27 protein-coding genes are annotated in these 24,060 nt (G+C 57.4%); 18 read left to right on the top strand and 9 right to left on the bottom strand.

The annotated features are described in order from the left end of the window. Positions 1-6: 6 nt before the first annotated feature. The 7 genes from crcB to IEX10_RS17965 all read left to right on the top strand — a co-directional run bounded on the left by crcB (position 7) and on the right by IEX10_RS17965 (position 6,967). Positions 7-384, top strand: coding sequence for a fluoride efflux transporter CrcB (gene crcB / locus IEX10_RS17995; protein ID WP_188678508.1), 378 nt, complete (start codon positions 7-9; stop codon positions 382-384). Beyond that, a complete protein-coding gene (locus tag IEX10_RS17990) occupies positions 381-1,424 on the top strand; it encodes an RluA family pseudouridine synthase (protein WP_188678506.1) in 1,044 nt (347 codons plus the stop codon). The genes crcB and IEX10_RS17990 overlap by 4 nt, the downstream gene beginning before the upstream one ends. A gap of 6 nt (positions 1,425-1,430) precedes the next feature. Beyond that, on the top strand, positions 1,431-2,150 hold the full coding sequence (locus tag IEX10_RS17985) for an ATP12 family chaperone protein (RefSeq protein WP_188678503.1): 720 nt from the start codon (positions 1,431-1,433) through the stop codon (positions 2,148-2,150). A gap of 304 nt (positions 2,151-2,454) precedes the next feature. After that, positions 2,455-3,474 (top strand): amino acid ABC transporter substrate-binding protein, encoded by a 1,020-nt coding sequence (locus IEX10_RS17980; RefSeq protein ID WP_188678501.1) that lies wholly within the window; start codon positions 2,455-2,457, stop codon positions 3,472-3,474. A gap of 156 nt (positions 3,475-3,630) precedes the next feature. Then, the gene (locus IEX10_RS17975) at positions 3,631-4,848 is read left to right on the top strand and encodes an amino acid ABC transporter permease (RefSeq protein WP_188678499.1); all 1,218 of its coding nucleotides are present in this window, start codon (positions 3,631-3,633) and stop codon (positions 4,846-4,848) included. A 1-nt stretch (position 4,849) separates the two neighbouring features. Beyond that, positions 4,850-6,160: an amino acid ABC transporter permease gene (locus IEX10_RS17970; RefSeq protein ID WP_188678497.1), complete on the top strand. Its 1,311-nt coding sequence runs from the start codon at positions 4,850-4,852 to the stop codon at positions 6,158-6,160. A gap of 15 nt (positions 6,161-6,175) precedes the next feature. Beyond that, on the top strand, positions 6,176-6,967 hold the full coding sequence (locus IEX10_RS17965) for an amino acid ABC transporter ATP-binding protein (protein WP_188678495.1): 792 nt from the start codon (positions 6,176-6,178) through the stop codon (positions 6,965-6,967). 56 nt (positions 6,968-7,023) lie between these two features. On the opposite strand, the gene IEX10_RS17960 is transcribed toward IEX10_RS17965, so the two are convergent. The 5 genes from IEX10_RS17960 to argB are packed head-to-tail and all read right to left on the bottom strand — an operon-like array spanning position 7,024 to position 11,304. Then, a complete protein-coding gene (locus IEX10_RS17960; protein ID WP_188678493.1) occupies positions 7,024-8,448 on the bottom strand; it encodes an amidohydrolase in 1,425 nt (474 codons plus the stop codon). A 29-nt stretch (positions 8,449-8,477) separates the two neighbouring features. Continuing rightward, positions 8,478-8,987 carry a SixA phosphatase family protein gene (locus IEX10_RS17955; RefSeq protein ID WP_188678491.1) on the bottom strand — a complete coding sequence of 170 codons (510 nt, stop codon included), beginning with the start codon at positions 8,985-8,987 and terminating at the stop codon, positions 8,478-8,480. Further along, a complete protein-coding gene (locus IEX10_RS17950) occupies positions 8,987-9,649 on the bottom strand; it encodes a ferredoxin (RefSeq protein ID WP_188678489.1) in 663 nt (220 codons plus the stop codon). Before IEX10_RS17950 ends, IEX10_RS17955 begins: the two co-directional genes overlap by 1 nt. After that, the gene (locus IEX10_RS17945) at positions 9,646-10,440 is read right to left on the bottom strand and encodes a sterol desaturase family protein (protein ID WP_188678488.1); all 795 of its coding nucleotides are present in this window, start codon (positions 10,438-10,440) and stop codon (positions 9,646-9,648) included. Before IEX10_RS17945 ends, IEX10_RS17950 begins: the two co-directional genes overlap by 4 nt. Further along, on the bottom strand, positions 10,441-11,304 hold the full coding sequence (argB, locus tag IEX10_RS17940; protein WP_188678486.1) for an acetylglutamate kinase: 864 nt from the start codon (positions 11,302-11,304) through the stop codon (positions 10,441-10,443). Between the two features lie 92 nt (positions 11,305-11,396). On the opposite strand from argB, the gene IEX10_RS17935 reads away from it, so the two are divergent. Then, on the top strand, positions 11,397-12,128 hold the full coding sequence (locus tag IEX10_RS17935) for an SDR family NAD(P)-dependent oxidoreductase (RefSeq protein ID WP_188678484.1): 732 nt from the start codon (positions 11,397-11,399) through the stop codon (positions 12,126-12,128). 110 nt (positions 12,129-12,238) lie between these two features. Here IEX10_RS17935 and maiA read toward each other — a convergent pair whose 3' ends face one another. Next, positions 12,239-12,868 carry a maleylacetoacetate isomerase gene (gene maiA, locus IEX10_RS17930; protein ID WP_188678482.1) on the bottom strand — a complete coding sequence of 210 codons (630 nt, stop codon included), beginning with the start codon at positions 12,866-12,868 and terminating at the stop codon, positions 12,239-12,241. Continuing rightward, entirely contained in the window at positions 12,865-13,293 is a 429-nt protein-coding gene (locus tag IEX10_RS17925) for a MarR family winged helix-turn-helix transcriptional regulator (protein WP_229678628.1), read from the bottom strand. Before IEX10_RS17925 ends, maiA begins: the two co-directional genes overlap by 4 nt. Before the next feature lie 75 nt (positions 13,294-13,368). Here IEX10_RS17925 and IEX10_RS17920 point away from each other — a divergent pair, with 75 nt between their 5' ends. The 9 genes from IEX10_RS17920 to IEX10_RS17880 all read left to right on the top strand — a co-directional run bounded on the left by IEX10_RS17920 (position 13,369) and on the right by IEX10_RS17880 (position 20,558). Next, positions 13,369-14,022, top strand: coding sequence for a class I SAM-dependent methyltransferase (locus IEX10_RS17920; RefSeq protein WP_229678627.1), 654 nt, complete (start codon positions 13,369-13,371; stop codon positions 14,020-14,022). Positions 14,023-14,082: 60 nt separating this feature from the next. Further along, positions 14,083-15,447 carry a homogentisate 1,2-dioxygenase gene (gene hmgA / locus IEX10_RS17915; RefSeq protein WP_188678477.1) on the top strand — a complete coding sequence of 455 codons (1,365 nt, stop codon included), beginning with the start codon at positions 14,083-14,085 and terminating at the stop codon, positions 15,445-15,447. After that, entirely contained in the window at positions 15,444-15,590 is a 147-nt protein-coding gene (locus tag IEX10_RS17910; protein WP_188678475.1) for a hypothetical protein, read from the top strand. The genes hmgA and IEX10_RS17910 overlap by 4 nt, the downstream gene beginning before the upstream one ends. 43 nt (positions 15,591-15,633) lie before the next feature. Continuing rightward, positions 15,634-16,905 (top strand): fumarylacetoacetase, encoded by a 1,272-nt coding sequence (fahA, locus tag IEX10_RS17905; RefSeq protein ID WP_188678473.1) that lies wholly within the window; start codon positions 15,634-15,636, stop codon positions 16,903-16,905. A 92-nt stretch (positions 16,906-16,997) separates the two neighbouring features. Beyond that, positions 16,998-17,948, top strand: coding sequence for an MBL fold metallo-hydrolase (locus IEX10_RS17900; RefSeq protein ID WP_188678471.1), 951 nt, complete (start codon positions 16,998-17,000; stop codon positions 17,946-17,948). Positions 17,949-17,963: 15 nt separating this feature from the next. Further along, positions 17,964-18,248: a hypothetical protein gene (locus IEX10_RS17895; protein WP_188678469.1), complete on the top strand. Its 285-nt coding sequence runs from the start codon at positions 17,964-17,966 to the stop codon at positions 18,246-18,248. Next, on the top strand, positions 18,245-18,760 hold the full coding sequence (locus tag IEX10_RS17890; RefSeq protein ID WP_229678626.1) for a DinB family protein: 516 nt from the start codon (positions 18,245-18,247) through the stop codon (positions 18,758-18,760). The genes IEX10_RS17895 and IEX10_RS17890 overlap by 4 nt, the downstream gene beginning before the upstream one ends. A gap of 3 nt (positions 18,761-18,763) precedes the next feature. Further along, positions 18,764-20,362 carry an FAD-dependent oxidoreductase gene (locus IEX10_RS17885; RefSeq protein WP_188678467.1) on the top strand — a complete coding sequence of 533 codons (1,599 nt, stop codon included), beginning with the start codon at positions 18,764-18,766 and terminating at the stop codon, positions 20,360-20,362. A 4-nt stretch (positions 20,363-20,366) separates the two neighbouring features. Continuing rightward, on the top strand, positions 20,367-20,558 hold the full coding sequence (locus IEX10_RS17880) for a DUF2783 domain-containing protein (RefSeq protein WP_188678465.1): 192 nt from the start codon (positions 20,367-20,369) through the stop codon (positions 20,556-20,558). Positions 20,559-20,631: 73 nt separating this feature from the next. On the opposite strand, the gene IEX10_RS17875 is transcribed toward IEX10_RS17880, so the two are convergent. Next, positions 20,632-21,378 carry a metallophosphoesterase gene (locus IEX10_RS17875; RefSeq protein ID WP_188678463.1) on the bottom strand — a complete coding sequence of 249 codons (747 nt, stop codon included), beginning with the start codon at positions 21,376-21,378 and terminating at the stop codon, positions 20,632-20,634. 44 nt (positions 21,379-21,422) lie between these two features. On the opposite strand from IEX10_RS17875, the gene IEX10_RS17870 reads away from it, so the two are divergent. After that, on the top strand, positions 21,423-22,976 hold the full coding sequence (locus IEX10_RS17870) for a hypothetical protein (protein WP_188678461.1): 1,554 nt from the start codon (positions 21,423-21,425) through the stop codon (positions 22,974-22,976). A 28-nt stretch (positions 22,977-23,004) separates the two neighbouring features. Here IEX10_RS17870 and IEX10_RS17865 read toward each other — a convergent pair whose 3' ends face one another. Then, the gene (locus tag IEX10_RS17865) at positions 23,005-23,964 is read right to left on the bottom strand and encodes an acetyl-CoA carboxylase carboxyltransferase subunit alpha (protein WP_188678459.1); all 960 of its coding nucleotides are present in this window, start codon (positions 23,962-23,964) and stop codon (positions 23,005-23,007) included. Positions 23,965-24,060 lie beyond the last annotated feature (96 nt).

Genomic DNA, 24,060 nt, shown 5'->3' with positions numbered 1-24,060 from the left:
GTCTGAATGAATAGTTTACTTCAAATAGCCATCGGTGGTGGCCTTGGGGCTGTCATGCGTTATGGCACCGTACAGGGCGCTGTGCGTCTGGTGGGTGCTGGTGCGCCCGTTGGTGTGTTCGCGGTCAATCTGGCCGGATCGTTCCTGATGGGTGTTTTTGCCGTTTGGTTTCTGCACCGCGCCGGAGATGCACGCTTTGCGCCTTTCGTGATGACGGGCGTGTTGGGCGGCTTTACGACGTTTTCTGCGTTCTCTCTGGATGCGATCCTGTTATGGGAACAAGGGCGGGGCGGCTTGGCTGCCCTATATGTTATAGGATCGGTGTTGGGCGGGATCGCTGCCCTGTTTGCCGGAATGGGAATTATGCGGGCGGTGCTGTCATGAGTGGTGTGCAACATATTGCTGTAGCGGAAGATGCTGCGGAACAGAGACTGGATCGCTGGCTGCGCCGGATGTTTCCCCATGTCAGTCAGGGCCGTGTGGAGAAGATGTGCCGCAAGGGCGATCTGCGTGTGGATAAAGGCCGGGTCAAGGCGAACACCCGTCTGCAACCGGGGCAAGTGGTGCGCATACCGCCGTTGCCCGATCCCGGAACTGTGGCGGCCAAACCCGAGGCGGTGATCTCGGATGCGGATGCCAAGCTGATGCAGGACAGCGTGATCTACCGCGACGATGATATTATCGTCTTGAACAAGCCTGCCGGCCTTGCCGTTCAGGGGGGCTCAGGTCAGACGCGCCATATTGACGGGTTGGCAGACGCTTTGCGCTTTGGGATGGATACCAAGCCCAAGCTGGTGCACCGGCTGGACAAGGACACCAGCGGCGTTTTTGTGATGGCGCGCACCGGTCGCGCGGCTGCAGGGCTTGCCAAAAGCTTTCACCTGCGCACTACGCGCAAGATTTACTGGGCCATGGTTGCGGGCAGTCCTTTCCCGAAGATGGGGACTGTGCGCTATGGGTTGGTGAAAGCCGCCGGTCACGGGCCGCATGGCGCTGGGGAGCGGATGCACTGTATTCACCCCGACGAGGTTGAACAAACCGAAGGCGCAAAACGGGCGACAACGGATTACGCAGTAATCGAGGCCGTCGGCCAGCGGGCAGCTTGGGTAGGTCTGGTGCCGATCACTGGCCGGACGCACCAGTTGCGCGCGCATATGGCTGAAATCGGACACCCGATCATCGGTGACGGAAAATATGGCACGAACAGTCAAGTGAACGAAGGCGATGGGTGGGGGGCGCAACTGGGTGGCTCTGTAAGCCGCAAGCTGCACCTGCATGCACGCTCGTTGGCGATTCCCCATCCGGTGAGCGGGGCCAAGATGACGTTTACCGCACCACTGCCCGACCATATGGCGCAAACTTGGGACTTTTTCGGCTTTGATCCGGCAGAAGCCCCGTCAGATCCTTTCGAAGAACAAGAGTAACCTGCGATGACACTGGCAAAAAAGAAACGGTTCTGGAGCACAGTTGATGTGACCGAAGCGGACACAGGCTTCGTGATCCAGCTTGACGGGCGCACGGTTAAGACACCCGAAAAGCGCGACTTGTTGTTGCCGACACGAAAAGCTGCAGATTTGGTTGCGCGGGAATGGGACGATGCCAGCGGAGAACTGAGCCCCACAGCCATGCCAGCAACCCGCTGGGCGAATGTATCCGTGGATAAAATGGGCGGCCAAATGGCGGCTGTTGTCGATATGCTTGCCGCTTATGGCGAAAACGATTTGCTGTGTTACCGGTCGACCCACCCGCAAGAATTGATTGCCCGTCAGGCCGACCAGTGGGATGCCCCTTTGAACTGGGCAAGCCTGACGTTCAAAGCGCCTCTTTTGGTGACATCAGGGGTGATTCCAGTGGAGCAACCGAATCAATCGGTGGCCAATCTGCGGCAAGCTGTAGAGACATTTGACCCGTTTGAACTGGCCGCTTTTCACGATTTGGTTCAAATATCGGGGTCTCTGGTGCTCGCCCTTGCTGTGTCCCATCAACACATGGTTGCAGAACAGGCTTGGCAGGTCGCAAGGGTCGATGAAATCTGGCAGGCCGAGCAGTGGGGCGTAGATGACGAAGCAGCTGAGGCTGGCGAAATCAAGCGTCAGGCCTTCCTTCTTGCCGAAAAATTACTGCTGTCAGTGCGTAAAACCTTGCACTAGGCAAAGTATAGGTCAGGCTTGCTGACTTACGCCCTTGCCGGAAGTTGAAAGTGTACCCTCGGCTTTGCAATGATGCTGGAAAAGCAGGGAAATACCCTCTCTTAAAATAGTCACAAAGGCTGACCTAATAACTTACCGAGGGTAAACTTTCGCAGCTTTTTAAAGGATATAAAATCCTTGACCTGACAAGCTCCTACTCACAGTATGGGGGCTACTTTTCCGGCTATGCCGGACAAGTAAGACAAGCTGGGTAAACTCCTAGCAAGCCGTCTGACCATAGGCGGTTCATCAGGAAGAGGTAAAAATGAAAATAACAACATTCTTCGGCGCTGTTGCCGCGGCCACCATGACTGCTGGCTTCGCTTCTGCCGGAACGCTCGACGACGTAAAAGCCAAAGGCTTTTTGCAATGTGGTGTTTCCACAGGTCTCACAGGTTTCTCTGCAGCAGACGCAAACGGCAACTGGGACGGTTTCGACGTAGCCGTTTGCCGCGCAGTTGCAGCGGCGGTTCTGGGTGATCCACAGGCCGTTAAATTCACTCCGACAACCGGCAAAACACGCTTCACAGCACTTGCTTCCGGTGAGATCGACATTCTGGCTCGTAACACGACCTGGACATTCTCTCGCGATGTTGACCTGAAGTTCACTTTTGTTGGTGTAAACTACTACGATGGTCAGGGCTTCATTGCTCCAAAAGAGCTGGGCGTTTCTTCTGCCAAGGATCTGGACGGTGCAACTGTTTGTATCCAGACAGGTACAACAACAGAGCTGAACCTCGCGGATTTCTTCCGTACAAACAACATCTCTTACGAGCCTGTTCCGATCGAGACAAACGCAGAAGCGCTGCAACAGTACCTTGCAGGTGCGTGTGACACATACACAACTGACGCATCCGGTCTGGCCGCGTCGCGTGCCACTTTTGAGAACCCAGAAGATCACGCACTGCTGCCGGAAATCATCTCCAAAGAGCCACTGGGCCCGCTTGTACGTCACGGCGACGACCAATGGGCTGACATTGTTCGCTGGTCTTTGAACGCACTGATCGCAGCTGAAGAGCTGGGTGTGACATCTGCGAACGTTAAAGAATCCGCGATGCAAGCTGGCAACAACCCAGAGATCAACCGTCTGTTGGGCACTGAAGGCAACCTCGGCGAGCAGCTGGGTCTGTCCGCAGACTTCGCTAAAAATGCGATTGCTGCTGGTGGTAACTACGGCGAGATCTTCGCTAAGAACATCGGTGAATCCACTCCAATCGGTCTGGCCCGTGGCCTGAACGCACAGTGGACTGATGGCGGCCTGATCTACTCGCCTCCTTTCCGCTAAGTTTAAGAACGGGCGCAGCACAGGCTGCGCCCGTTTTCTTCCGGCCAAAGCCGGAATCATTCCGAACTATACAAAAACAAGGTGCAACCAGTTCGCCACGCATTTCGTGGAATTGGAAGTTGCTACCTCAATGACAGAACAAGGGAGCGTGGACACATGTCTGCAACCACCGATCCTCCAAAGGACGGCTTCCAACTCAGCCAATTAATTTATGACACCCGCTATCGCTCTATGACGATTCAGATCGTAGCGCTGGTGTTGTTTTTGTTGGGGGTTGGATGGCTTTTAAACAACGCTGCGCAGAACCTCGCAGCTTTGGGAAAACCGTTGAGCTTTGGCTTTCTCGGGGAAGCCGCCGGGTATGATATCAACCAGAAACTGATCGAATATAACAACCAGATGTCCCACGGTCGTGCGGCACTGGTCGGGGTGCTGAACACGCTGCTGGTTGCGGTGTTGGGGTGTATTCTGGCAACCGTGCTTGGCGTGTTTATCGGGGTGCTGCGTCTGTCAAACAACTGGGTCGTTTCACGGCTTATGACAGTGTATATCGAATCCTTCCGCAATGTTCCGGTGCTGCTGTGGATCGTTCTGACAATGGCGATCTTTATTGAATCCTTTCCCGCGCCACGAGCGTTTCGCGGCGACAATGCCACCGCGTCCATGAGCTTTTGGGATTCCGTCGCGCTGACGAACCGGGGGCTTTATATTCCCAAACCGGAAATGTATTCCGGTTCCATGGCTGTGGTTGTGGTCTTCCTGCTGTCCATCGTCGGCATCTTCGTCTTCGGGTCTTGGTCGCGCAAACGGCAAGAGGCAACGGGTCAGATCCTGCCGAACTTCTGGATCAAGCTGGCAATCTTTTTCGTACCGGCCCTGCTGGTATACTTCCTTATGGGCCGTCCGATCGGTTTGGAACTGCCGGCGCTGAAAGGCTTTAACTTTCAGGGTGGCATCTACATGCGCAACTCCCTGATTGCACTGACCCTTGCGCTTGGGCTGTATACGGCGGCTTTCGTGGCCGAGAACGTGCGCGCAGGGATTATGGCGGTCAGTAAAGGCCAGTCCGAAGCGGCGTCTGCCCTTGGCCTAAGCCCCGGACGCACCATGAACCTGATCATCCTGCCACAGGCGCTGCGGGTTATCATTCCGCCGCTGATCTCTCAGTATCTGAACCTGACCAAAAACTCCTCTCTGGCGATTGCTGTGGGGTATATGGACGTTACAGGGACGCTGGGTGGAATCACGCTGAACCAGACCGGCAAAGAGATGGAAAGTCTTCTGATCCTGATGGCGATCTACCTGACAATCAGTCTTATCATCTCCTCGGTAATGAACTGGTACAATGAATCCGTTAAGTTGAGGGAGCGTTGATATGAGCGATACTCATGCACAAACGGTAGCTTACGTGCGCGACACGATGCTGCCCGAACAAGCGCCCCCCACAACTGCGGCAGGGCCAGTCCGATGGATGCGGGATAATCTGTTTTCCAGCGTGCTGAACACGGTTCTGACGCTATTGTCCGTTTACTTCCTCTGGGTCGTGCTGTCCCTTGTCCTGCCTTGGGTCTGGTACGGTTCGTGGACTGCGTCTTCCCTTAAGGAGTGCCGCGAGGTTGTTGCCGATTTGGGTCTGGCCCACGGCGCAGCCTGCTGGTCCGTGATCGCGGAACGCTATTTGCAGCTGATATACGGATTCTATCCGGCAGAGCTGTACTGGCGTGCTAACGTGACTTTCGTCTTGATGCTCGTTGCATTGGCACCGGTGCTTTATCCCAACCTGCCACGCAAGATGCTGTGGTTTTCGGTGCTCTATCCATTTCTGGCCTTCTGGCTGCTTTGGGGTGGCACGCTTTGGACACCTATCGTTGCGGTTGCGGGCTTCGTTCTGGCTTATGTTGCCTTCGAAGTGCTTTACCGTGTGGCCGGTTCGCTGGTCGGAGTGATCGCTGCAATTCTGGTGCCGGTCATCTGGTGGTTGCTGCTGGCGGCACCTGTGGCAAACGGGCTGGCTTCAGTGATCCCGCTGGCAATCGAGCCTGTTGAATCTGCGAAGTTTGGTGGGTTCATGTTGTCGATCATCATCGGAGTGACTGGTATCGCACTGTCCCTGCCGATTGGCATCCTTCTGGCGCTGGGGCGTCAATCGGATCTGATGATCGTCAAGGCAATCTGTGTGGGCTTTATCGAGTTCATTCGCGGTGTGCCTTTGATCACGCTTCTGTTCGTGGCCTCGACATTGTTGAACTACTTCCTGCCGCCTGGCACGACGTTTGACATCATCTTGCGGGTGATCATCATGGTGACGCTGTTTGCTTCGGCCTATATGGCCGAGGTGGTGCGCGGCGGTCTGGCAGCCTTGCCTACCGGTCAGTACGAAGCAGCGGATGCACTGGGTCTGGACTATTGGAAGGCCACGCGGCTGATTACCATGCCGCAGGCGCTGAAGATTTCCATTCCGGGGATCGTGTCCACCTTTATCGGTCTGTTCAAGGATACCACGCTGGTTTCGATCATTGGTCTGCTGGACCCGATCGGACTCACCGCTAATATCCGCGCTGACGCCAACTGGAACGGCATCGTATGGGAGCTGTACGGCTTCATCGCGCTGATGTTCTTTATCTTCTGTTTCGGCATGTCCCGTTACTCCATGTATCTCGAGCGCAAGCTCAAGACCGGCCACTAGTTAGGAGCCTCCAATATGTCTCAAATAGCAACTGATCGTGAAATTGATCGTAGCAAGATGGCGGTCTCCGACGAGATTGCGATCCAGATCAACAAGATGAACAAGTGGTACGGTGCCTTTCACGTTCTGCGTGACATCGACATGACTGTGCAACGGGGGGAGCGGATTGTTATTGCCGGTCCTTCCGGTTCGGGCAAGTCCACCCTGATCCGCTGTATCAACCGTCTGGAAGAACACCAGAAGGGCGATATTATCGTGGACGGGATCGAGCTTACGTCCGATCTCAAGAACATCGACAAAATCCGGCGCGAGGTAGGCATGTGCTTCCAGCACTTCAACCTGTTCCCGCATCTGACGATCCTTGAGAACTGCACGCTGGCACCGATGTGGGTGCGTAAAACACCCAAGAAGGAAGCCGAGGAAATCGCGATGCACTTCCTTGAGAAGGTGAAGATCCCCGAGCAGGCTGACAAATACCCCGGCCAGCTTTCGGGTGGTCAGCAGCAGCGGGTGGCTATTGCGCGTTCCTTGTGCATGAAACCACGCATCATGCTGTTCGACGAACCGACTTCGGCGCTCGATCCCGAAATGATCAAAGAGGTTCTCGATACGATGGTGGAACTGGCCGAGGAAGGCATGACCATGTTGTGTGTGACCCACGAAATGGGTTTCGCCAAACAGGTCGCCAACCGCGTAATCTTTATGGATGCGGGCCAGATTGTGGAACAGAACGAACCGGAAGAGTTCTTCAACAACCCCAAATCCGAACGGACCAAACTGTTCCTGAGCCAGATTTTGGGTCACTAACCCGAACCTCAGCACGACAAAAAGAAACCCCGGCCAGTGGCCGGGGTTTTTTCGTTTCAGGACGGTTGCACGATCGGCGGTTCAGTTTCTTCGGGGATCGGGCATTCATACGGCGTGTTGGCCAGATGGGCGGTATGGGCCGCTTTCGCATCGGCTAGAAGCTCGGGATTTTCGATCAACATCCGCGCCGTGCCCGCCATGACTTTGGCGGCATGGATCATTCCCTTATGGGCCAGACCGGTCTTGCCGTGGGCCACCACCTGCCATGTGTGAAACGGGGTGCCAAGTGTCCAGGTCGCCCCCCAAAGCTGCACTGTTGGCACCGCCCAGCTGACATCCCCGACATCGGTAGAGCCTGCGCGGACCACGCCGTTCCGGTCCAGCGGCAGGATGAAATCGCACAGGGAAATATCCTGATCAGCGGCAGGTGTGTAATCCATCGAGGCAAGTGTGCTTTGCACCGCGCCTTTGGGCAGGGTGGCCTGAATTTCCGCAGCGAAAGCGCGGTCTTTGTCATCAAAGGGCACGGGGCCGAGCTGTTCTACTGCGGTTTGCATGGCGTCTTCCAAGGGACGGTTTGGCAGCAGGTTCGATACGCCGGAATAGACTTTCTTTTCCATCCGCGTTTCCGTCATCAGCGCCGCACCTTCTGCGATCTTGTCGACACGGGCGATCAGGTCTTTCAGTCCGGGCAGGTTGGGGTGACGGATCAACTGACGCACCCTTGCGCGAGCCTGCACCACATTCGCTGCTACACCACCGGCATCCATATAGGCATAGTGCACCCGCGCCGCGTCGGGCATATGTTCGCGCATATAGTTCACGCCCACGTTCATCAATTCCACCGCATCCAGCGCAGAGCGCCCCATGTCCGGCTCAAACGCCGCATGGGACGCGGTGCCGTAAAAAGTGTAGTCGATCCGTGCATTGGCGAGGCTGGGTTCCTGATTGACCGCGAGGTAGGGCGCAGGGTGCCAGCTGATTGCTGCATCCACATCGTCAAACAGCCCTTCGCGCACCATATAGGTCTTGGCCGCGCCGCCTTCTTCCGCAGGACATCCGTAGTAGCGCACCCGCGCGTTGATGTTATTCGCTTCGATCCAATCCTTCAGTGCAGTTGCAGCCAGTAAGGCCCCTGCACCGAACAAGTTGTGGCCGCAGCCGTGGCCGTGACCACCGTCCTCTATCGCGCGGGGGGAGGTTTCGCCGGAATGCTGCGAAAGGCCGGGCAGGGCGTCGAACTCTCCGAGGATGGCAATCACCGGCCCGCCTTCACCCGCTTCCCCGATCACGGCAGTGGGCAGGCCACCAGCGTTGTCGGTGATGCGAAAGCCTTGTTCCACAAGGCTTTCACGGTGGGCTGCAACCGATTTGAACTCGGTGTAAAGGGTTTCAGGCGTGTCAAAAACCGCGTCGGACAGGGTGATGAACCGCTCACTGTGCCGGTCCGCCAGATCCCAAATGTCATCCGTATTTTTCATAGCTGCTCGTCCTTCTTCTTCGATGGTGTTCAGGCGTCCAGCTCTCGGGGGACGACAAAATTGACCACCTCCCCAGTGGCCATGAACGGCGTGGACCAATCGGGGATGTCAAAGGTTACGACCAAGGTTGCCGCTGTCGGGTAAAGCCCGAATTTAGGGTGGTCCGGTATGGCGTCAGGTGACAGCAGATCATGGGCAAACTGTCCGATCCCCGGATTATGCCCCAGCATCATTACGCAGTCGCCCTTGGCCTGCTTTAGCGCCTCATATTGGGTCACAGGCGCGGCGAGATACAGTCTGCGGTGGAAGCTCGGTTCGGGCGTGTCAGGCAGGTTTGCCGATAGCAGCGCCCAGGTTTCCTTGCAGCGTTCCGCGTCCGAACTGATGATCTGGTCCGGCACATGCCCTTGCTGCGTCAGCCAGCGCCCGATGGTTCCGGCAGCCTCTCGCCCGCGAGCATTCAGTTTGCGTTCATGATCCAGCAGGTTCAAATCGTCCCAACTGGACTTGGCATGGCGGGTGAGAATTAAGGTTTTCATTAAAATACTCTGGGTTTGTGAAAATACTTCATGTGATGCGCGGATTGCGCCGGATCGCGGTTGGCGCCGTCACTGACCGGACAGGCGCGGCGCGCGATGCAGCCTGTGGACAGACAGGACTGCCCCTCTGCTGTGTCAAGATAACCATGACACGCCATCGTATCATAGCCCTTCGCCGCACTTAATGCATCCACCGGACAGGCGGACAGGCAGGGTTTTGCCGTGCAGTTATCACAGGGGCGGTTCCCTGTCGCCGGAAGACTTAGTCGGCTGCGAAACGCCAGCGCCCCGCGAAAGGACACCATAAGCCCTGCCGTATCATGTACCAGCATCCCCACAGGAGAGCTCCACGCGCGGCGGGTCTTTATCGCCCAGCTGAGGAAAGGGGCATAGGGTGGGCCGCCGAACGGCATAAACGGTGTTGCCTGTAGGTCTTGCGATAGCTGTCCGATCACCCGTGTCGACCAGCGGTCCATGGGATCGGGCGCGCTATCAAGGAACTCGGGGCTTTGCTGGAACAGGGGCCAGAAATCCTGCGCGGGCCCCAGCAACAGAAGCGTCTCGCAGCCTTCTGGCAGGCCATCTTCTGCCCCGCCGTGAAACCCGCCAAGCACATCCAGCCCTTGCGCTTTGGCAGCGGTACAAGCGGCGGCGTAGCTCATCTGCGGCGGAACGGCAGTTTCAGCGACCAGCCCAGCCGCGTTGGTTTGTCGTCCTGCCACTGCAAGCCGATGGTCATCTTCTCATGCCCTGCTTCAGGCTGGGCGATGTAGGTGCGAAACAGCCGGTCCCACAGCGATATGGAAAACCCATAGTTGCTGTCATGCTCGCTGCGTTTGTCGGAATGATGAACACGGTGCATGTCCGGCGTAACCAGAAACAGCCGCAGTACCGCGTCCACACGGCGAGGCAGGTTCAGGTTGGAATGGTTGAACATGGCACAGCCGTTCAGCAGGATTTCAAAAACAATCACCGTCACCGCTGCAGGGCCGAACAGGTAAACTGCGCCGATCTTCAACAGCATCGACAGGGCAATTTCAACCGGATGGAAACGGATTGCCGTAGTTACGTCAAAATCCGTGTCGGCATGATGGACACGATGCAACCGCCACAGCAGCGGGACTTTGTGGGTGATCAGATGCTGCGCCCAGATAAGGAAGTCGAGGATCAGCAATCCGGCGATGAACTCCACCCAAAGAGGCCAGTCCGTCTGGTTAAACAGCCCATACCCCCGCTGCCCCGCATCAATCGCCGCGCCCACTGCAAGGGCAGGCACAGCAAAGGCAAGCAGACGCAGGGTGACGGTGTCAATCAGGACGATGCCCCAATTCGTCACCCACCGCCGTGATTTTGCTGCGCGCAGTTTGCGACGCGGCAAAAAATGCTCTGCCAGTGCAAGGATCGCAAACAGCCCGATAAAGACTGTAAGGCGTATGCCAGCTTCCCCGCCCATCTAAGCGCGGATCATAGAGCCGGCACCATAAGTGGTGAACAGCTCCAGCAGACAGGCGTTTTCCTGTTGCCCGTTCATGATAACAACCGCCTTCACGCCACCCCGCACCGCATCCAGTGCGGTTTGGGTTTTGGGGATCATACCACCGGCAATCACCCCGTCGCGGGTCAGTTGTTCTACTTGTTCGGCAGTCAGGCTGGTGATCACATCGCCCTCAGCGTCTTTTACGCCTTCCACATCGGTCAGCAGCAACAGACGATCAGCGTGCAGTCCGGCTGCAATCGCACCGGCTGCGGTGTCGCCGTTTACATTGAAGGTCTCACCATTCGCACCCGCACCAAGCGGCGCAATCACTGGGATCATGCCGTCGTTGATAAGGGATTGCACAACGGTCGCATCCACGGTGTGCGGATCACCCACCAAACCCAGATCGCCTTCGGCCTGTGTGCAGACCATCAGGTTGGCATCCTTGCCGGAAATTCCGACAGCCCGCCCGCCTTGGCCGTTGATTGCCTGAACGATGGATTTGTTAACCTTGCCCGACAGCACCATTTCGACAACTTCCACAGTGGCCGCATCGCTGACCCGCTTGCCGTTGACGAACTCGGACGGGATATCGAGCTTCTTGAGCATCTCGTTGATCATCGGCCCGCCGCCGTGCACGATCACCGGATTGACGTTACACTGACGCATCAGCACCACATCCCGCGCGAACGAGGCCATCGCCTCGGGCGAGGACATGGCATGGCCGCCGAGTTTAATGACGATAATAGAGCCATCGTGCCGCTGCATATGGGGCAGGGCGTCGGACAGGATTTTTGCGGTGGTGATACTGTCTCGCTTCACGGCTTTTGATTTCTCCATGGGGGCCTCTAAGTAATGTCTGAACTGATTTAACCCTTTGCGCCCCACGCGCCAAGGGGATACCTTCCCTGTAAAATCACAAGGACGTGGAAATGGAACGCAAAAACCTGCTGTTGACCGGAGCAAGCCGTGGAATAGGCCATGCAACGGTTAAGAAATTCAGCGCCGAAGGGTGGCGGGTGCTGACCTGTTCGCGCCAACCGTTTTCGGAACACTGCCCTTGGCCGGGGGGTGAGGAAAACCATATCCAAGTTGACCTTTCCAACCCCGAAAGCACCATCGAAGCTGTGGAGCGGGTCCGTAAACGCCTCCCCTCGGGGCGGCTGGATGCGCTGGTGAACAACGCAGGAATTTCCCCCAAAGGCCCCGAGGGCGAACGGCTGAACACAATGGACACCGACCTGCGCACTTGGGGGCATGTGTTTCACGTGAATTTTTTCGCACCAGTCGTTCTGGCCCGTGGATTGCAACAGGAACTCGCCGCTGCCAAAGGCTCGGTGGTGAATGTGACCTCTATCGCCGGTGCGCGGGTCCACCCGTTTGCCGGAGCCGCCTATGCCACATCAAAGGCTGCGCTGGCCGCGCTGACGCGGGAGATGGCCCATGATTTCGGACCGCTCGGTGTGCGGGTAAACGCGATTGCGCCGGGGGAGGTGGAAACCAGCATCCTGTCGCCGGGGACGGAAAAGATTGTCGAAGGCCTGCCCATGCGCCGCCTTGGACAGCCCTCGGAAGTGGCCGATGTGATCTATTTCCTATGCACCGCCCCAAGCGCTTATGTGTCAGGCACAGAGATAGAAGTGAACGGCGGTCAACACGTCTGACCGCCATTCGTGGCGTAAGTGAAGGTTTGGATATTTTCCCCAAGAAGAGCCTCTGAGCCCTGCGCTTTACAGCTCTTTTTGGTTCAAATATCCAAATTCCGCGCGTGTGTTTATTCCGGTTGCCAATTGTCTGGATGGGCCGCTTGCACCGCGTCCAGTTTCTCCAGCGCGGCATAGGCTGCGCGGGTTTTGGGGAAGGGGGTTAAATCCACGCCCCAACGGGTCGCGTTATAGATTTGCGGGACGAGACACAGATCGGCGAGTGTCACGCTGTCGCCAAAGCAGTATGTGCCCTCACCGCGTAGCATATCCTCAAAGCCTTTCAGACCCTTGGGGATGAACTGGCGCATCCAGCTTTCCATCGTGATCTCGCCACCCGAATGACTGGCCGCAAATTTGGCGACCGAGAGGTTGCAGACCGGATGGATCTCCATCGCAATCGCATAAGACAGGGCACGAACATGGGCCTTGTCGAGCGGCGCTTCGGGCAGGAAGCTGTGATGGCCCGCATCCCCGAGATATTCGATAATCGCAAGGGACTGGGTCATCGTCGTGCCGTCAATTTCAACCGTTGGCACCAGTCCCTGCGGGTTGCGCGCGAGGTTCTCCGCGCTTTGATGGGCGCCAGTCAGCAAGTCCACTGGCACTGCGTCATATTCGATTCCGGCGATGCCAAAGGCAATGCGCAGGCGGTATGCGGCAGAGGACCGCCAGTAATCATAAAGGGTCGTGGTGGTCATGTGTCGTCTTTCAGAAGTTTGAGAAGTGTCTCGCGAAAACCGTCAGTGTCCGCGCCCATCCGTTTTAGCAGGCGTTGTTCGAATTCATTGGCTAGCGGGATGATCTGTTCCATCCGTGCATAGCCTTGTTCGGTCAGCCCCAGCTTTAACAGTCGGCGGTCGTCGGCGTTGGTCTCCTTGGTGAGGAACCCTGCCTTTTCCAAACGGGAGGCCGCGCGGGAGACTTTGGATTTATCCATATCCACACGGGCCTGAATTTCGCGGATGGAAACAGGTCCGGCATTGTGCAGATGCACCAGCACCCGCCATTCTGGAACGCTCATGTCAAAGTGTTCCGCGTAGATCTGCGAGAACTCGCGGCTGACCCGCGCAGAAACCACGGCGAGTTGATAGGGCAGAAAATCATCGAGTGAAAATTGGGACAAATCCGGTCGCCTGATATCGTTGCAAGTGATATGAGTATGCGACGGGCGAGCATCGGGATCAAGAGGGGGATCGTTTTGGCTGATAATCCGCAGACGGAGGTTCTGGCAGGCTATGTGCAGGATGCGGAAAGTTTGATCGACCGGTTCGAAGCGCTGGACCCGGCGCATGTGTTGGCGCCGGTTCTGGATTTTCTACCCGCGCCGCCTTGCCGTGTGCTCGACGTGGGGGCAGGGACCGGTCGGGACGCCGCGTGGTTTGCGCAGGCGGGATACCGCGTGACTGCGGTCGAGCCGGTGGCAGGGTTCCGACGGGCAGGGCAGGTGCTGCACGGCGGTCTGGATCTAACATGGAGCGGGGACAAACTGCCGGAACTGGCAGAACTGCGGCAGTCAGGCGTGCAATTTGATGTGCTGATCCTGAACGGCGTTTGGCACCACCTTAAACTGACGGAGCGGGAAGCAGCACTTTTATCGCTGTGGTCTTTGGCTGCGCCCGCCGCGCGGTTGGTGATCTCGGTTCGCAACGGTCCGGCGCCCATTACGCGGCCAAGCTATGGCGGGCGCGCGGATCTGCTGTTGTCGAAGGCTCATTGCATTGGGCTGTCCACGATTTGTCACAAACACACAGCGTCGATCCAGCCGCAGAACACAGCTGCGGGGGTTACATGGGACTGGATTGTTCTGGAGGTTCCAGCAACCGCGAAGGCCGAGGTTCAACTCGGGAATTGACATCGTTGCATTTGCAACGATAGAATGCGCCTAACCGAATCCGCCCATGGGAGAGTTGATATGAACAAGCAGACACAGCCGCAGGGTTTTGTTCAGGCCGCATCGAATATCGGTGTGACCGAAGGGTATATGCCCGGCTTTGGCAATGATTTTGAAACCGAGGCGCTGCCCGGTGCGATTCCTGTTGGACGCAACAGCCCCCAGCGGGTGGAATACGGACTTTACGCCGAACAGCTGAGCGGCTCGCCCTTTACGGCGCCCCATGCCACGCTGGAACGGTCGTGGATGTACCGCATCCGCCCGAGCGTGAAACACGTCAGCCGGTTCAAAAAGGTGGATATGCCTTACTGGAAAACCGCGCCTCATGTGATCGACGACGTGATCTCTTTGGGTCAGTACCGCTGGGATCCGGTGCCATTTACAGATGAAAAACTGACCTTTGTGACCGGTATGCGGTCCATGACCACGGCGGGCGATGTTGGCACGCAGGTCGGCATGGCGAGCCATGTCTATCTGGCGAACACGGATATGGAGGATGATTATTTCTACTCCGCCGACTCTGAACTGCTGGTTGTCCCGCAAGATGGCCGACTGAAAATTTTCACCGAATTTGGTATCATTGACTTGGAGCCGCTGGAAATCTGCGTGCTGCCACGCGGCATGGTGTTCAAAGTGTCACTGCCCGATGGTCAGGCACGGGGCTTTGTTTGTGAAAACTACGGCGCGAAGTTTACCCTGCCAAATCGCGGGCCAATCGGCGCGAACTGCCTTGCCAATCCGCGCGACTTCAAAACGCCGGTCGCCGCGTTTGAGGAAAAGGAAACACCCTGCCGCGTGACGGTGAAATGGTGCGGCCAGTTCCACACCTGCGAAATCGGCCATTCGCCTTTGGATGTGGTCGCATGGCACGGCAATTACGCGCCTTACAAATACGATCTGCGCACCTTTGCGACCATCGGCTCGATCAGCTTTGATCACCCCGATCCTTCGATCTTTACCGTTTTGACCGCGCCGACTGCTGAAGAAGGAACTGCGAATATCGACTTTGTGATCTTCCCCGAGCGCTGGCTGGCCAATGAGAACACCTTCCGCCCGCCGTGGTATCACAAGAACATCATGTCCGAGCTAATGGGCAATGTGTACGGTGTCTATGACGCGAAACCTAAAGGGTTTATCCCCGGCGGGATCAGTCTACATAATTGCATGTTGCCCCACGGGCCGGATAACAATGCCTTTGAGCATGCGACCAAAGAAAGCTGGGATCCGGTGAAACTGACGAACACCATGTCGTTCATGTTTGAAACCCGCTTCCCCCAGCAGCTGACCCGCTTTGCCGCGGATGAAGCGCCTTTGCAGGACGATTATGTGGATTGCTGGGACGGGCTGGAGAAGAAGTTTGATGGCACGCCCGGCTTGAAAGATTGAGCCTGCACCTGCAAGGCCTGATCGGCGCCGCCGGTCTGCTGTGCCTTGTGGCAGGTGTTGTCTGGTGCATCGGCTGGATGCAGCAGCGATCAAGAAACGATGCGAAGGGCGGCTCTGACACGGACGGCGCCTCGCAAGACTGAACAAGCGGCCCTTCTCGGGTCGCGCAAAAGAAGGAAGAGAACCTTGGGTTTGAAGAAAAGTTGGGTGGAGTCTGCGAACTCCGCCGAGAGCCAGTTTCCCCTGAACAACCTGCCTTACGGCGTGTATCTGGATGAAGACGGCGTGGGCAGCCCCTGTGTGGCCATTGGCGATATGATCGTTGATCTGGGCGTGCTGGAAGGCGAAGGCGTTATCAATGCAGGCGACGAAGACCCTGTGTTTGACGTACCGTTCCTGAACGAATTCATGGATCTTGGCACCGACGCATGGAAAACCGTTCGGGCGCGTTTGATGGACCTGCTGGCTGAGGGCGGCGATGATGCGCTGTCCGGCAACGAAGACCTGCGCAACGCCGCCATGATCGCTCAAAGCGACGTGGACATGGGGATGCCATTCGTTGTTGGCGAATACACCGACTTTTATGCGGGCCGGAACCACGCCCAGAACGTGGGCGAGATGTTCCGTGGTAAGGAAAATGCCCTGCCACCGAACTGGCTGCACATCCCGATCGGCTATAACGGCCGCGCCAGCACCGTGGTTGTGTCGGGCACAGATTTCCACCGTCCGAACGGCCAGTTGAAAGGCCCGAACGATACTGTGCCGTCCTTTGGTCCGTGTAAGCGACTGGATATTGAGCTGGAAATGGGCGCGGTTGTTGGGTCCGGTAACAAGATGGGCCAACCTGTCAGCGTGGCCGAAGCCGACGAGATGATCTTTGGCTATGTGCTGCTGAACGACTGGTCCGCACGGGACATTCAGGCGTGGGAATACCAACCGCTCGGCCCGTTTCAGGCCAAGGTTTTTGCCACCACGATCAGCCCTTGGGTTGTGACCAAAGAGGCGCTGGAGCCGTTCCGCTGTAACACGCCAGAGCGCGAGTTCGAGTTGCTGCCTTATCTGCAAGAACCCGGCCCGATGCTCTATAACATTGATCTGGAAGTGGCACTGGCCCCTGAAGCCAAGGACGAGACCATCATTTCGCGGACCAACTACAACGAGATGTATTACTCCTCCGCACAGCAACTGGCCCACCACGCCAGCAGCGGTTGTGAAATGGGCGCGGGTGATCTGCTCGGCTCTGGTACGATTTCGGGTGTGGAAAAACATCAGCGTGGCGCTTTGCTGGAGATCACATGGGCGGGTGCAAATCCGATCACGTTGGATGGCGGCGAAACCCGCACCTTCCTTGAAGATGGTGACACGGTCACTCTGCGCGGCGCGGCCAAGGGTGACGGGTTCACTATCGGCTTTGGCGAGTGTGCCGGAAAAATCCTGCCAGCGGTGAAATTCCCGTAAGGCAGTGCGGCGCCCTGAACGGGCGCCGGTTTGAGTATTTTAGGAACATTGAAGCCGTAAGGTTTCAGGACAGAACACGTAAGGACAAGACAATGGCTAAGGCATTCGCATCGCAAGGCGATACGGCAGAAAAGAAGATCAGCTTCACCGAAGTGGGCAAGGACCTTTGGGCGTTCACCGCTGAGGGTGATCCGAACTCCGGTGTGATTATTGGTGATGATTCCGTCATGATCGTAGAGGCGCAGGCAACACCGCGTCTGGCCAATATGGTCATCGAAAAAGTGCGTGAGATTACCGACAAGCCGATCTCCCACGTTGTTCTGACACACTATCATGCGGTGCGTGTGCTGGGTGCTTCGGCGTTTAACGCGGATCAGATCATCATGTCCGACGTGGCTCGTGGTATGGTCATGGAACGGGGTCAGGAAGATTGGGATTCCGAATTTCAACGTTTCCCGCGCCTGTTTGAAGGCCATGAGAGCATTCCGGGCCTGACCTATCCGACCACCACTTTCAGCGATTCCATGACTGTGTATCTGGGCAACCGTAAAGTTGAGATCAAACAGATCGGTCGCGCCCATACAGCGGGTGACAGTGTGATCTGGGTGCCGGACGAGCAGGTTATGTTCACAGGCGACATCGTTGAAAAACACTCTGCCTGTTATTGCGGTGACGGCTACTTTGGCGATTGGGGCAATACGCTCGACAACGTAAAAGCCTATGACCCGCAATCCATTGCACCGGGTCGCGGTGACGCGCTTGTGGGCCGTGAAGCCGTGGATGAGGCGATTGAGCTGACCCGCGATTTCGTCAACAGCACCTATAAGCCGGTTGCACAGGTTGCGGCGCGCAATGGCACGTTGAAAGACGCTTGGGATGCGTGCCGCGAGGTCTGTGATCCGAAGTTCAAGGACTATGCCATCTACGAGCATTGCCTGCCCTTCAACGTTGCCCGTGCCTATGACGAGGCCCGTGGCATCGCGCATCCGCGTATCTGGACCGCACAACGCGATCTGGACATGTGGGACGCGCTGCAAGGTTAATCACAGGAGGACGATATGCCACCACTCAACATTGCAATACTGACTTTAATGGGCATCGTTTTTGCCGTTTGGGTCTTCTTGATGTTCCGCATGCTGGGGCGCCTGACGCGCCAGTCCATGCGGGCCCATGATCGCACGGGTGGTGGTTTTTCTGTCTGGATGGGCCACATCTTTCGCGCCTTTGGCGGGTTCTTCAGTGATCCGTCAGTCGCGACAGAGCGGCGCCAGCTGATCTGGGTGACAATCCTGTTGATGCTGGTGGTACTGGCCCAACCCTTCATTCTGGTGCCCCGCGGGTGACAGAGCATTTCGTGAAAATGGCGCAGAACAACGCCTGGGCGAACAATGTGCTGTACAGCGCTTGTTCTGCGCTGTCCGAGCCTGCGCTCTGGGCGGCGCGTCCGGGATTTTTTGGGTCTGTGGGGCGTACGCTTAACCATATTTACGAGGTGGATTTGTTTTACCTTGATGCTTTGGAACAGGGTGGCAAGGGACGCGCGGTCTATGCGCGTGAAGATTATGCGACCCTGCCACCGCTGGAACAGGCGCAGGCCAAAGCGGATGCGCGATTTATCGCATTTGCCAAGGGGATGAACGCGGACGATCTGCACGCAACGCGGGTGACAGAACGGCCTGACGGTCCGCGGGAGGAGCGGCTCGACTGGTTGGTCCTGCATCTGGTGCAGCATCAGGTGCATCACCGCGGGCAGGTGCATTGCATGCTAAGTGCGGCGGGTATTGATCCGCCGCAACTGGACGATTTTTATCTGGAGGACGGGCGCGTGCCCAGTGCCGCGCCCTTTTGGGAGTGACCCATGGTTGATGTAAGATATGAAACAGCGTTCACGCTGTACCCTTATGCACGGTCTGCGGATCAGGATGCGGACAGCCCTGCACGCCACCCTGTGGTGATTGTGGGCGGTGGTCCGGTTGGCATGGGAATGGCGCTGGAACTGGGGCTGAAAGACGTGCCTTGCGTGGTTCTGGATGACCACGACGGGGTGGGCGTGGGCAGTCGCGCCATTTGCTTTGCCAAGCGCACGCTGGAAATTTGTGACCGCATGGGGGCCGCCGATCCGATGGTGGATCTGGGCGTCGTGTGGAACGTGGGCCGCGTCTTCCGTGATGAACGGCAGATCTACGATTTCAACCTGCTGCCGGAAGAGGGTCATAAACGCCCCGCCTTCATCAACCTGCAACAACCCTATTTTGAGAAGTTTCTGGTCGAACGCATCCGCGCTGCACAGGCCGAAGGCGCGCCGATTGAAATTCGCGGCAAGAACCGTGTGCTTTCAACGGAGTCCTATGACGACCACGTTGCACTGGAAATTGACACGCCGGAAGGCCCCTACAAGATTGAAGCGGACTATCTGGTGGCCTGCGACGGTGCGCGTTCTGCGGTTCGCAGTATGCTTGGCCATGATTTCACAGGCCGCGTATTTGAAGACAACTTCCTGATTTGCGATGTGAAAATGACTGCGGACTTCCCGACCGAGCGCTGGTTCTGGTTCGATCCGCCGTTCAATCGGGGGCAGTCAGTGCTGCTGCACAAACAGCCCGACGACATCTGGCGCATAGACTTCCAGCTTGGCTGGGACATCGACCGCAAAGCTGTCGTGCAGCCGGAATATTACATGCCCAAAGTGCAGGCGATGCTGGGCGAGGGCGTAGAGTTTGAACCTGAATGGGTCAGCGTCTACACCTTCCAATGCATGAGCATGGATGAATACCGTCACGGCCGCGTCTTCTTTGCCGGAGACAGCGCCCATCAGGTTTCGCCGTTTGGGGCGCGCGGGTGCAACGGCGGCATTCAGGACGTGGACAATCTGGGCTGGAAGCTCGCCGCTGTGATTAAGGGTGAGGCCGGAGAACGGTTGCTCGACACTTATCAGGAAGAGCGCAAGCACGGGGCGGATGAGAATATCCTGAACTCCAGCCGCACAACTGATTTCATGACGCCGAAGACGGAAATCGCCAAACTGTTCCGCGAAAGCGTTCTGGATCTGGTGGAACACACCGATGCGATGCGCCCGCTGGTGAACTCGGGCCGTTTGTCGCTGCCTTGCGTTTATGACGGATCGTCCCTGAATGGTGCGGATGATGCAATCCTGCCGCAACGGACCCGTGTTGGGGCGACGCTGGCGGATGCGCCGACGGATCAGGGCTGGCTGATTGACCGGATCGGCGGTCGCTTCCAGTTGTTTACGGTGAACACGGACTTCAAACCCGAGGGACTGAATCTTGATCTGGTGGATGTGATAGTGGCACCGGACGATCTGATCACCGAGCGTTATCTGGGCGCAGCGGAACAGGCGGTTTATCTGATCCGGCCGGATCAGGTGATCGCGGCCCGCTGGGTTAATCCGACTGCTGCCGATGTTACGGCGGCCTTGAACACTGCGATGGGGGGATAAGCCCGTGGAAAAACTCTTTACGGCGAATATTGACGATGCAGACGGGTTTTATGCCGAACTGCTGGCGGCCCATGAAGGGCTGAGCGAGGCAGAGAGCTATGCGCTCAACGCGCGTCTGGTGCTGCTGCTGAGCAATGTGGTCGGCGACCGCGCCGTCCTCACCCGCGCCTTTGAACTGGCCAAGCAAGCTGGTTAAACCATAAACGCCCGCCGGATCACACATCCGGCGGGCGTTTTATTTCAAGAACAGCGCTGCGTGCCGTGCAGCTTCATCCTTCGCGGTGAACCTCGGCGCGGCCGTGTTCGGTTAGCTCCCACACTCCACTGTCGTCCAGCACCACAGCTGACAGCTTGCGCCCATAGGCGGCCCCTGTATCAATGTTCAGGCGGTTGCCGTAATGGGTGACGATATCCACTGGCGTGTGGCCGTGTACCACCAGCTTTTCGTAAGGGCGGGTGTGATCGTGAAACGGCGCGCGAATCCAAATCAGGTGATCTTCGATCTGGTCGGGCAGGGGGGTGTTTGGTTCAATCCCTGCATGGGCGAAAAATGCGCGGGGGGTATCGTGAGAGGCTGGCAGATCGCGGAGATAATCGCGGTGGGCGGCGGGCACTTTGGCGCGGGCCTCGGCCAGAATTTCCTTTTCTTGCGTGTGATCAAACCCGCTGATGCCATAGCTTTCCAGTGTGGTCAGCCCGCCCAGACGGGGATGCAGCCACGTCAGATCTTTGCGCAGGACCGGGTCTTGTTCCATGTTATCCAGAAACAGCGTCATCATCCGGTCGTGGTTGCCTTTCAGAACCACCCAAGGCTTGCCGTCCTGCTGCCCGTTGATCAGATGGTCAATCACCTGACGGCTGTTAAAACGACGGTCCACCAGATCCCCGATGTGGATCACCTCGTGGGGTCCGACAGCGTTAGCCGTGATGTCTTGGGCAATCCGGTCGTGGATCATCAGCATCTGGTCCAGATCGCCGTGAATGTCACCAATGGCATAAAGAACTGGATCGGACATGGGCAGGGTTTCCTTAAGAGTAAAGCGCGTGTTAGCTGTTTCATATGCAGAGTTTACGCGAATTTGAACCCCTCCTTGTGGCAGAGCGACGATTGGTCGAACAGGCCGAGACTGGAGCGCGGGTCATTATCGGTGACGGAGAGCGTCCTGCGGCCGAGGCTGAAGACGTGGAAATCCGCGCCGGACTGATCCGGCTGATCCTGCTGGAGCTGGACCCTGCGGCGGTGCCTCATGCCAAAGGCATCCGGATTCGCGGCGCGCGGATCACCGGCACGCTGGATTTTCAGGGCGTGGATTGCGCCAATGACCTAAGCCTGTCGCGCTGTGTGATCGACAAAACGCTGGTGTTTGTGAACGCGCGGATGCGTGGTGTGTTTCTTTCCGGCTGTCAGTGTCCGGGGATTGCAGCGGACAACGCAGTGTTTGACGGTTCGATTTATCTGCGTAGCAGTTTTGTGTGCACCGGAGAGATTGCCTTGCCGGGGGCTAAAATCACCGGAGACCTGCAAATCTGCGACGCGCAGATTGACGGGGGCGGGCGGGCTGCCCTATTCGCCAACTCTATTCGGGTGGGGGGCTCGGTTTATCTTGGCGATTATCCCTTCGACACGGATGAGACCGAGCTGCACAGCAATGGTGCGATCATCCTGTCCAACGGCGACATCGAAGAGGATTTTTATTGCCGTAACGTAGCGATTTCAGCAGCGGATGACGGCGGGAAAGCTATTGCGGACGGCGCAGAGGGCAGTAATTCGATCGCTTTATCCCTGACCCGCTGTGAAATTCGCGGCGTGCTCTATTTCAAGCAGAACCAGATTTCCGGCGGGATCATCAATTTCTCCGGCGCACAAACCCGCCGGTTGAATGACGAACCGGGCGGCGTTGGCGGGGGCCATGCGGTCCGGCTCGACGGGTTTGAATATCAGGACTTTGCCCAGCACACGGACATTTCCGTAGAAATCCGTCTGGAATGGCTGGCGCGACGCCCTGAGGGGATAGACTTTCGCGCCCAACCCTACGAACACCTTGCGCGGGTGCTGGAGCGGATCGGCCACCGCGAAGATGCCGAAAAGGTGCTGATCGAAAAGGAGCGCCTGCAACGGGCAGCCAATAGGTCAGTGGCGACCGGTGGTATGCGGCTTGCCATGACAGTGCGGGACGGGTTGGGGTGGTTCCTGATCGCCTATGGCTACCGCCCGTCACGCGTGGTGCTGTGGGCGGTGCTGTTGATCCTTGGGCTGGGGTTCTACTTCCAGAAAACATGGGAGGCAGGGGATATGACGCCCGCCGCCGCCCCTATCCTGATCTCTGCAGGCTGGGTTTCTGCGACACAGGACCATCCCGACAATCCCGGTGCCTTCTGGGCAGCACGGGGACGAGCGGGTCAAGATTACGAAACCTTCCAGCCCTATGCCTATGCGGCCGATTTACTGGTGCCGATTGTTAATCTCGGGCAGGAGGATGCTTGGGGGCCGTCCACTTCGCGCAGCCCTTGGGGGTGGCACGGCTGGTGGATCCGTTGGGTCGCCAAAATCACCGGTTGGGTGATTACCGCGCTGGGCGCAGCGGCGGTGACAGGTGTGATCCGGCGGGGATGAACCCCGCCGTTATCCGGTCAATCGCCGCTTAGACCAGCGACTTTGATCCCATGTCCAGATATTTCTTGCGACGACCTTTGCGCAGTGCATCCGGCTTTTTCTTTTCAAGCTGACCGAGCATTTCGCCCAAAGCTGATTTCACATTGTTAATTGTGTCTTCGGTATTGCGTTGCGCACCGCCGATGGGTTCGGGAATTACCTCATCTGCGATGCCCAGTTCCTTAAGGTCCTGCGCTGTCAGACGCAGCGCCTCTGCGGCTTCGCGCATTTTACCGGCATCTTTCCAAAGGATAGAGGCACAGCCCTCGGGGGAGATCACAGAATAAACCGAATGCTCCAGCATGGCGAGCTTGTCAGCCGTCGCAAATGCCACCGCACCGCCGGAGCCGCCTTCACCGATGATTACAGAAATCAGCGGCACACCTAGCGAGAGACACTTTTCCGTCGAACGCGCGATTGCTTCGGACTGGCCTCGCTCTTCGGCACCCTTACCGGGATAGGCACCCTGCGTGTCCACCAGCGTAATTACCGGCAGGCCGAAGCGGTTGGCCATATCCATCAGCCGGATCGCCTTGCGATAGCCTTCGGGCCGGGCCATGCCGAAATTGTGGTGGATGCGGGATTTGGTGTCTTTGCCTTTTTCATGGCCGATCACCATCACAGGTTTGTCGTTGAGGCGGGCGAGGCCGCCCATCACCGCATAGTCATCAGCAAAGTTGCGATCACCGGCGAGTGGCGTGTATTCCGTGAAAATAGCCTCGATATAATCGCTGCACTGGGGTCGGTCGGGATGGCGGGCCACCTGACATTTGCGCCAAGGAGTAAGCTTTTGGTAAAGATCCACCAGCAAATCCTGCGCCTTTTTGTCGAGCGCCTGAGCCTCTTTTTCCACGTCCATTTCAGGGTTCTGGCGCGCCATAGCACGCAGTTCTTCGGCTTTGCCTTCAATCTCGGCCAGAGGCTTTTCAAACTCAAGGTAGTTTTGCATTGTCACCCGCGTCAGCGTTGTTTTTAGATTGGCATTATATGGCTGCGCTGGCGCAGAATTGCAATGGGGTGCTGCCGCTGATCTCTGCGCGTCATT

The sequence above is a fragment of the Neptunicoccus cionae genome (assembly GCF_014643735.1).
GTDB classification, from domain to species: domain Bacteria; phylum Pseudomonadota; class Alphaproteobacteria; order Rhodobacterales; family Rhodobacteraceae; genus Amylibacter; species Amylibacter cionae.
The sequence above is the reverse complement of the archived record's forward strand: the minus strand, read 5'-3'. Positions and strand labels throughout refer to the sequence as shown.

Bases quoted from the DNA above. Each gene is read 5' to 3' on its own strand.
- crcB (WP_188678508.1), top strand. From the start codon at position 7: ATGAATAGTTTACTTCAAATAGCCATCGGTGGTGGCCTTGGGGCTGTC.
- IEX10_RS17990 (WP_188678506.1), top strand. From the start codon at position 381: ATGAGTGGTGTGCAACATATTGCTGTAGCGGAAGATGCTGCGGAACAG.
- IEX10_RS17985 (WP_188678503.1), top strand. From the start codon at position 1,431: ATGACACTGGCAAAAAAGAAACGGTTCTGGAGCACAGTTGATGTGACC.
- IEX10_RS17980 (WP_188678501.1), top strand. From the start codon at position 2,455: ATGAAAATAACAACATTCTTCGGCGCTGTTGCCGCGGCCACCATGACT.
- IEX10_RS17975 (WP_188678499.1), top strand. From the start codon at position 3,631: ATGTCTGCAACCACCGATCCTCCAAAGGACGGCTTCCAACTCAGCCAA.
- IEX10_RS17970 (WP_188678497.1), top strand. From the start codon at position 4,850: ATGAGCGATACTCATGCACAAACGGTAGCTTACGTGCGCGACACGATG.
- IEX10_RS17965 (WP_188678495.1), top strand. From the start codon at position 6,176: ATGTCTCAAATAGCAACTGATCGTGAAATTGATCGTAGCAAGATGGCG.
- IEX10_RS17960 (WP_188678493.1), bottom strand. From the start codon at position 8,448: ATGAAAAATACGGATGACATTTGGGATCTGGCGGACCGGCACAGTGAG.
- IEX10_RS17955 (WP_188678491.1), bottom strand. From the start codon at position 8,987: ATGAAAACCTTAATTCTCACCCGCCATGCCAAGTCCAGTTGGGACGAT.
- IEX10_RS17950 (WP_188678489.1), bottom strand. From the start codon at position 9,649: ATGAGCTACGCCGCCGCTTGTACCGCTGCCAAAGCGCAAGGGCTGGAT.
- IEX10_RS17945 (WP_188678488.1), bottom strand. From the start codon at position 10,440: ATGGGCGGGGAAGCTGGCATACGCCTTACAGTCTTTATCGGGCTGTTT.
- argB (WP_188678486.1), bottom strand. From the start codon at position 11,304: ATGGAGAAATCAAAAGCCGTGAAGCGAGACAGTATCACCACCGCAAAA.
- IEX10_RS17935 (WP_188678484.1), top strand. From the start codon at position 11,397: ATGGAACGCAAAAACCTGCTGTTGACCGGAGCAAGCCGTGGAATAGGC.
- maiA (WP_188678482.1), bottom strand. From the start codon at position 12,868: ATGACCACCACGACCCTTTATGATTACTGGCGGTCCTCTGCCGCATAC.
- hmgA (WP_188678477.1), top strand. From the start codon at position 14,083: ATGAACAAGCAGACACAGCCGCAGGGTTTTGTTCAGGCCGCATCGAAT.
- IEX10_RS17900 (WP_188678471.1), top strand. From the start codon at position 16,998: ATGGCTAAGGCATTCGCATCGCAAGGCGATACGGCAGAAAAGAAGATC.
- IEX10_RS17895 (WP_188678469.1), top strand. From the start codon at position 17,964: ATGCCACCACTCAACATTGCAATACTGACTTTAATGGGCATCGTTTTT.
- IEX10_RS17885 (WP_188678467.1), top strand. From the start codon at position 18,764: ATGGTTGATGTAAGATATGAAACAGCGTTCACGCTGTACCCTTATGCA.
- IEX10_RS17875 (WP_188678463.1), bottom strand. From the start codon at position 21,378: ATGTCCGATCCAGTTCTTTATGCCATTGGTGACATTCACGGCGATCTG.
- IEX10_RS17870 (WP_188678461.1), top strand. From the start codon at position 21,423: ATGCAGAGTTTACGCGAATTTGAACCCCTCCTTGTGGCAGAGCGACGA.
- IEX10_RS17865 (WP_188678459.1), bottom strand. From the start codon at position 23,964: ATGCAAAACTACCTTGAGTTTGAAAAGCCTCTGGCCGAGATTGAAGGC.